6 protein-coding genes are annotated in these 6615 nt (G+C 64.2%); 1 reads left to right on the forward strand and 5 read right to left on the reverse strand.

Features of this window, described 5'->3' with window-relative positions:
* From A3764_RS06235 to A3764_RS06255, 5 genes are all read right to left on the reverse strand, one after another.
* A partial coding sequence (locus A3764_RS06235; protein ID WP_150122091.1) for a gamma-glutamyl-gamma-aminobutyrate hydrolase family protein occupies positions 1-498 on the reverse strand: 498 nt, incomplete at its 3' end.
* Positions 499-560: 62 nt separating this feature from the next.
* Entirely contained in the window at positions 561-986 is a 426-nt protein-coding gene (locus A3764_RS06240) for a GlcG/HbpS family heme-binding protein (RefSeq protein WP_067920901.1), read from the reverse strand.
* Positions 987-1059: 73 nt separating this feature from the next.
* Positions 1060-3288 carry a malate synthase G gene (locus A3764_RS06245; protein ID WP_067920903.1) on the reverse strand — a complete coding sequence of 743 codons (2229 nt, stop codon included), beginning with the start codon at positions 3286-3288 and terminating at the stop codon, positions 1060-1062.
* A gap of 96 nt (positions 3289-3384) precedes the next feature.
* Positions 3385-3573, reverse strand: coding sequence for a DUF2256 domain-containing protein (locus A3764_RS06250; RefSeq protein WP_201722248.1), 189 nt, complete (start codon positions 3571-3573; stop codon positions 3385-3387).
* A 124-nt stretch (positions 3574-3697) separates the two neighbouring features.
* Entirely contained in the window at positions 3698-3937 is a 240-nt protein-coding gene (locus tag A3764_RS06255) for a hypothetical protein (RefSeq protein ID WP_067920906.1), read from the reverse strand.
* A gap of 103 nt (positions 3938-4040) precedes the next feature.
* On the opposite strand from A3764_RS06255, the gene pepN reads away from it, so the two are divergent.
* Entirely contained in the window at positions 4041-6593 is a 2553-nt protein-coding gene (pepN, locus tag A3764_RS06260) for an aminopeptidase N (protein ID WP_067920908.1), read from the forward strand.
* Positions 6594-6615: the final 22 nt, after the last annotated feature.

Consider the following 6615-nt stretch of genomic DNA (forward strand, 5'->3'; position numbering starts at 1 on the left):
GAACACGCCCCCTTCGGTAAAGGTGATGTCGTGGCGCAGTTCGAACTTCTCATGCAGGGTGCCGTCGGGGGGCATACGGTGGTTCATCCGTCCCGGCAGATCGCGAATTTCAGGGTAGAGCGTACCGCCCATGGCGACGTTCACCTCCTGAAACCCCCGGCAGATGCCGAAAAAGGGCTGGCCGCGTTCGACGCAGGCCCGGATCAGCGGCAGGGTGATGGCATCGCGCGCCCGGTCAAAGGCGCCATGGGCCTCGGTCTCTTCCTCGCCGTATTCTTCCGGATGCACATTGGGCCGCCCGCCGGTGAAGAGGAAACCGTCGCAGACCTCCATCAGCTCCGACACCCGCAGAAGCCGGGGGTCGGCGGGAACGATCAGCGGCACGCAGTCGGAGACGAAGGCCACCGCATCCGAATTCATCTGCCCCCCGGCATGCACCGGGTACTGATCGTTCATGAGGTAGGAATTGCCGATGATGCCGACAACGGGTCGCGCCATGTCTGTGCCTCTGCTGCTACGCACTCAGCATAGCCGCAAGCCTCGGCGGCCTTCAACCCGCCTCAGATCTCGCCTTCCAGCCCCGCCGCGCTGATCCCGGCCATGGCCGCCTCGGCATCATTGTCCGACGTATCGCCGGTGACCCCGACGGCACCCAGTACCGCGCCCTTGCGATCGCGCAGCAGCACCCCGCCCGGCACCGGCACGACCTGGCCGCCGAAGACGCCGTTGACCGCCGCCATGAAATAGGCCTGATCCTCCGCCCGCTTCATCTGCGCGGTACCGGCCATGCCAAGCATCACGGCACCGTAGGCTTTGCCCTGCGCGATGGCGAAACGCCCCGGCGCTGCGCCGTCTTCCCGCTCGAAGGCCTGAACATGGCCGCCGGCGTCCAGTACGATGACCGAAAGCGGCTTCAGTTCCATTTCACGCCCCTTTTCAAGGGTCTTGCGCACAATTGTCCGTGCCTTGCGCAGCGATATCGTCATATTCGTGGGTCCTTCCAAATGGGGTCAAATCCTGGGGGGTCCGGGGGGCCAGCCCCCCCGGTCCGCGACGTGCCTACTGCTGTGCCGCTTTCCATTCCAGACGGCGCGCGTGCAGCACCGGCTCGGTATAGCCCGAAGGCTGCTCGCGACCCTTCAGCACAAGGTCGCGCGCGGCGGAAAAGGCGATACCGTCGAAATCGGGGCCCATCGGGGTATAGCCCGGATCGCCTTCGTTCTGCCGGTCGACGACCTGCGCCATCTTGCGCAGCCCTTCCATCACGCGATCTTCGTCGATGATGCCGTGGTGTAGCCAGTTCGCCAGCGCCTGGGCCGAGATCCGGCAGGTGGCGCGGTCCTCCATCAGACCCACGTCGTCGATGTTGGGCACCTTGGAACAACCCACTCCCTGATCGACCCAGCGCACGACATAGCCAAGGATGCCCTGCGCGTTGTTCTCGATCTCGCGGGTGATCTCCTCGTCCGACAGGTTGCGCCCTTCCAGCACCGGGATCGTCAGCAGCGCATCGAGCGAAGCGCGCGGGCCCGCGGCGGCCAGTTCATCCTGCCGCGCCAGCACATCGACCTTGTGGTAATGCATGGCGTGCAGGGTCGCCGCCGTCGGCGAGGGAACCCAGGCGCAGGTCGCACCTGATTGCGGATGGCCGATCTTTGCCTCCAGCATCTCGCCCATGCGGTCGGGCATGGCCCACATGCCCTTGCCGATCTGCGCGCGGCCCTTCAGCCCGCAGGCCAGACCGATATCGACGTTACGATCCTCATAGGCTTCAATCCACGTGGCGTTCTTCATGTCGCCCTTGGGCACCATGGGACCGGCTTCCATGCTGGTGTGGATCTCGTCGCCGGTCCGGTCCAGAAAGCCGGTGTTGATGAAGGCCACACGGTGCTTGGCCGCGCGGATGCATTCCTTGAGGTTCGCGCTGGTCCGGCGCTCTTCGTCCATGATGCCGAGCTTCACGGTATGCCGCGGCAGGCCGAGGGCATCCTCCACCCGGTCGAAAATCTCGTCCGAAAAGGCGACTTCGGCGGGCCCGTGCATCTTCGGCTTCACCACATAGACCGATCCGGTGACGGAATTGCCCCCGTCCCGCTTCAGGTCGTGCATGGCGATGAGCGTCGTCATCATGGCGTCCATCAGCCCTTCGCCGACCTCGTTGCCGTCGCGGTCGAGGATGGCGGGATTGGTCATCAGGTGGCCCACGTTACGCACCAGCATAAGCGAGCGGCCCTTGAGCGTGATCTCGCCCCCGTCAGGCGCGGTAAAGGTCCGGTCGGCGTTCAGAACGCGTTCGACACTCGCGCCACCCTTTTCGAAGCGTTCCGCCAGATCGCCCTTCATCAGGCCGAGCCAGTTGCCATATGCCAGCACCTTGTCTTCGGCATCGACGGCGGCAACGCTGTCTTCGCAGTCCATGATGGTGGAAACGGCGGATTCCAGTTCGATGTCAGAGACATGCGCCGCGTCGGCGCGGCCGATTTCATGTTCGGGATCGATGCGCAGGATGATGTGCAGCCCGTTGTGGCGGAACAGCAGCGCGGTCGGGCTGTCGGGCGCGCCCTGATAGCCGACGAAAAGCTCCGGTTCCGCCAGCCCCAGTCCGTGCATGACATGGGGCGCTTCGCCGGCGGAGGGAACGGCGCTCTGAGTAGTCTGGGTACCGCGGAAATCCTCGTCATTCAGCAACATGCCCTGCAGCGCGCCATCTTCGACGCGGTAGCCCACCAATTGCGCGTGACTGCCCGAGACGAGCGGCACTGTCTCGTCCAGAAACGCCTTGGCGCGGGCCACGACTTGCTGGCCGCGCTCGGGGTCATATCCGCCGCCTCGCGGGCCTTCGCCCAGCGCATCGGTGCCGTAGAATGCATCGTAAAGGCTGCCCCAGCGGGCGTTCGCGGCGTTCAGCGCGAAGCGGGCATTGGTGATCGGCACCACGAGCTGCGGCCCCGGGACCTTCGCGATCTCGGGATCGACGTTTTGCGTCTCCACGGTGAAATCGTCGCCTTCGGGCACGAGGTAGCCGATTTCGCGCAGAAAGGACTGATAGGCCTCGCTGTCATGCTCCTGCCCGGCGCGTTCCTTGTGCCAGGCATCAATGCGGGACTGCATCTCGGCCCGGGTATCCAGCAATTCGCGATTGCGCGGCCCCAGATCGTGCAGAATGTCGGAGAACCCTTTCCAGAATGCATCGGCTTCGATCCCGGTTCCCGGAAGCGCCCTGTCCTCGACAAAATCCGCCAGCTGACGGTCCACCTGCAATCCGTGCTTGTTCACCCTGTCGGTCATGCGCCTTCTCCCTCTTCGATCTCGGTCCGCGGGCCTGGCCCGCTCATGCTGATTTCCCCCGGGGATAACTTCACCCCCGGATGCGGTAAAGTCTTTTTACCAGTTTGCGGTGCTTTCGGAGGAATTCGCCGCTGCCCTTCCGGCCTTCGCCGCGCGCCGGCATCGGTGGGAGCAATAGCGGACCTCGTCCCAGTCATCTGACCATTTGCGGCGCCAGACCATTTCCCGCCCGCAGGCGGCACAGTCCTTCCTGGGCAGATCGGCTTTGCGAACCATCTTGGCCATGATGACGCCTCCTCATCGGGTTATCGGACCCCCGCACATGAAAAGAACGGCCCCCGTTTTCGGGTGACCGCCCTTTTTCTCGACACTTTCCCGCCGGTGCAGTGCCGATGCATCGCAAGGATGCCTAGTTCGATTCGTTCGTACCCGGCACGACCGGGTCCACCGCGGGCACCGAAGCCTCCGGCTCGGTCGCCTGATCGGTATTGGTCACGTCATCCGCAGTGGGATCGCCCCCGTTGATGATGACGTAGAAGATCAAGAGAACGATCATCAGACCGCCGAAAATCATTGCTCCGCGAATGCCAAGCAGGGCCGGCTTGTGCCGCTTTTCCTGCTTTTCGGTATTTGTGTCGGGTGCAGACATGTAGCGTCTCCTTAATATTCCGGGGGCCCGTCTTGCGGCCCCCTCGTTGGCTACATAACGTATGCGGAGCCTGTTTGTTCCCTCCCCCGCACGAGGATTCCCGATGCGCGATGCCGCCCCCCAGACCATTCACCTTTCGGATTATGCCCCCTTCGGGTATCTGGTCGACAGTGTCGAACTCGACTTTGCGCTCGATCCTCACAAGACCCGGGTCAAGAGCCGGATCGCTTTCCGGCCCAATCCGGCGGCGCAGGACCGCAGGTTTTTCCTGCATGGCGAAGGGCTCACCCTGATCGCGGCGCGCATCGACGGCAAGGAAGTGACCCCCAGCGTGACGGAGCAGGGGCTGACCTGCCAAGTGCCGGATGCGCCCTTCCTCTGGGAAGCGGAAGTGGAGATTGATCCGGCAGGCAACACCGCGCTCGAAGGGCTCTACATGTCGAACGGCATGTATTGCACCCAATGCGAGGCGGAAGGTTTCCGCAAGATCACCTACTACCCCGACCGCCCGGATGTTATGGCCGTCTTCACCGTTAAGATCGACGGCCCCCACCCCGTGCTGCTGAGCAACGGCAATCCGGTGGCCCAATCGCATCATCATGCCGAGTGGCACGATCCCTGGCCCAAGCCCGCCTATCTTTTCGCGCTGGTCGCGGGGGATCTGGTCGCCCATGCGGATCAGTTCACCACCGCCTCGGGCAAACAGGTCGCGCTGAACCTCTATGTCCGCCCCGGGGATGAGGGAAAATGCGCTTTCGGAATGGAGGCGCTGAAGGCGTCGATGCGCTGGGACGAAGAGGTTTACGGCCGTGAATACGATCTCGATCTCTTCAACATCGTGGCGGTCGACGATTTCAACATGGGCGCGATGGAGAACAAGGGGCTGAACATCTTCAACTCCTCCGCCGTGCTGGCCAGCCCCGAAACCTCGACCGACATGAACTTCGAGCGGATCGAAGCCATCATCGCACATGAATATTTCCACAACTGGACCGGCAACCGCATCACTTGCCGCGACTGGTTCCAGCTGTGCCTCAAGGAAGGTCTGACCGTCTTCCGCGACAGCCAGTTCACGTCCGACCTGCGCTCCGCCGCCGTGAAGCGTATCCGCGACGTGATTGATCTGCGCGGGCGCCAGTTCGCCGAGGATCAGGGCCCCCTCGCCCATCCCGTCCGGCCAGAGAGCTTTCAGGAGATCAACAACTTCTATACCGCCACGGTCTACGAAAAGGGCGCCGAGGTGATCGGCATGCTCAAGCGGCTGGTGGGGGATAAGGCCTATTACAAGGCGGTCGGTCTTTATTTCGACCGGCACGACGGGCAGGCCTGCACGATCGAAGACTGGCTGACGGTGTTCGGGGATGCGACCGGGCGCGACCTTTCGCAGTTCAAGCGCTGGTACTCCCAGGCCGGCACGCCCCGACTTTCGGTAGAGGAAAGCTGGGAGGGCGGCGTTTTCACCCTGACCTTCGCGCAAAAGACCCCACCGTCGGAGGCAACGCCGAGCCCGGAGCCCCTTGTGCTGCCCATCGCCGTGGGCCTGCTGTCGCCCACGGGGGAAGAGGTTGTGCCGACGCGTCTGCTGGAGATGACGGAAGCGGAACAAGCCTTTACCTTCGAAGGGCTGGATGAGCGGCCCACAGCCTCCATCCTGCGGGGATTTTCCGCCCCCGTGGTGCTGAACCACGATCTGTCGGACGAGGAGCGCGCGCTGCTCTTGGCGCATGATACCGATCCCTTCAACCGGTGGGAAGCGGGCCGGACCCTCGCCCGGCGGACGCTGACGCGCATGATCAACGAGGCGGCGGCACCCGACGCGGCCTATCTGGACGGTATCCACGCGGTGGTGATAAAGGGTGGCTTTGACGCGGCCTATCGCGCGCTGATGCTGGAACTGCCTGCCGCCTCTGAAATGGCGGCGGCCTTGGCCGAGGCGGGCGATACCCCCAACCCGGCTGCCATCTATGCCGCGAGCGAGGCGCTGCGCGGCGCGCTTTCCGACCGTTTCGCGGATGAGGCGCGCGCAATCTACGACGCGAACCAGATCACCGCGCCCTATCGCCCGGATGCCGAACAATCGGGCATGCGCAGCCTTGGCAACGCGATGCTGTCCCTGATCGCCCGGCAGGATGACGGGGCGCTCGCGCAGGAGCAGTTCCGCAGCGCTGACAACATGACGCAGCAACTGGCGGCGCTCGCCATCCTGCTGCGGCGGGACCACGGCGCAGAGGCGCTCGAAGCGTTCGAAAACCAGTGGCGGGACGACCGGCTGGTCATGGACAAGTGGTTCGGCCTGCAGGTGATCGAAGCGCATCCCGACGATGCCGCACAGGTCGCCGAGGCGCTGACCCGCCACCCGGCTTTCGCGTGGAAGAACCCGAACCGCTTCCGTGCCGTCATGGGAAGCCTTGCTGCAAATCACGCGGGCTTTCACCATGCCAGCGGCGCGGGCTACCGGCTGCTGGCGGACTGGCTGATCAAGCTCGATCCCGTAAACCCGCAGACGACCGCGCGGATGTGCGCCGCCTTCCAGACATGGCGCCGCTATGACGCCGACCGGCGCAACATGATCCGTGCTGAAGTCGCCCGCATCCTTGCCACGCCCGACCTCAGCCGCGACACGACGGAGATGCTGACCCGGATCCGGGGTGGCTGAAGCCCCGCTGCTGACCTATCGG

Source organism: Sulfitobacter sp. HI0129 (assembly GCF_001635395.1).
Taxonomy (GTDB): domain Bacteria; phylum Pseudomonadota; class Alphaproteobacteria; order Rhodobacterales; family Rhodobacteraceae; genus Sulfitobacter.